This window comes from Staphylococcus simulans (assembly GCF_002994445.1).
GTDB classification, from domain to species: Bacteria; Bacillota; Bacilli; order Staphylococcales; family Staphylococcaceae; genus Staphylococcus; species Staphylococcus simulans_B.
Genome location: NZ_MRZJ01000028.1, coordinates 1 through 1,105 on the forward strand (window position 1 = coordinate 1; position 1,105 = coordinate 1,105).

Consider the following 1,105-nt stretch of genomic DNA (forward strand, 5'->3'; position numbering starts at 1 on the left):
GGATAAAACAGGTTTAGAAGGTTCAATTGCGACAGCCGAAGGCTTAGGCCAATTAAATCCAGCAGACGCAGAAGACAAAGCGGTCCAAGATGCATTAGCTAAGGCTAAGGAAGTCCAAGCCGATCTGAATGCTTCACAAGAAGCAGTAGATGCGGCGAAAGCAGCGTTAGATGAAGCAATTAACGCCAAGAAAGTAGCAGACGCAAAAGACGCGGCTGATGCGGCAGCGTTAAAACAAGCAGCGCTAGATGCATTAAAAGCCGAATTAGCTAAGGTAGCTCAACTTGATAAAAATGCATACACTCCAAATAGTGTAACGCCGTTAAATACAAAAGAATCTGAAGGTCAATCAATCGTAGATGCACCAGATGCTAAAACAGTAGAAGAAATTCAAGCAGCGACACAAGAGTTGAAAGATGCGGAAGCAGGCTTAGTTGCAAAAGCAGATAAAGCAGAATTACAAGCAGCTATTGACAAGGCAAATGCATTAGGAGATCTAAATCCAGCGGATGCAGAAGATAAAGCAGTCCAAGATGCAGTTGCGGCTGGTGAAGTTGTAAAAGCTGATGGAAACGCAACACCGCAACAAGTGGCAGAAGCTACAAAAGCAATCAATGATGCGATTGCAGCGAAAGAACGTCAAGATGCTTTAGATGAATTACAAAAAGCATTAGACACAGCCAAAGCAATTAATAAAAACGACTATAAACCAAGCACTGTTTCACCATTTGAAGCAGCAATCACTGCGGGAGAAGCAGCGAAAGCTGATGCGACTAAGACTCCAGAAGAGTTGAAAGCAGCGGCACAAGCAATTAAAGATGCACAAAATGCATTACAAGCTAAAGCAGATAAAGCAGGATTAGAAGGTTCAATTGCGACAGCCGAAGGCTTAGGCCAACTAAATCCAGCAGATGCAGAGGATAAAGCGGTCCAAGATGCATTAGCTAAAGCTAAGGAAGTTCAAGCAGATCCGAATGCTTCACAAGAAGCAGTGGACGCAGCTAAAGCAGCGTTAGATGAAGCAATGAACGCTAAGAAAGTAGCAGATGCCAAAGACGCAGCAGATGCGGCAGCATTGAAACAAGCAGCACTTGATGCTTTAAAA

At 43.7% G+C, this 1,105-nt stretch carries 1 protein-coding gene; it reads left to right on the plus strand.

The window, feature by feature from the left end:
• Positions 1–1,105: FIVAR domain-containing protein (locus tag C7N65_RS12505; RefSeq protein ID WP_199790698.1), on the plus strand; the 1,105-nt coding region annotated here is incomplete at both ends.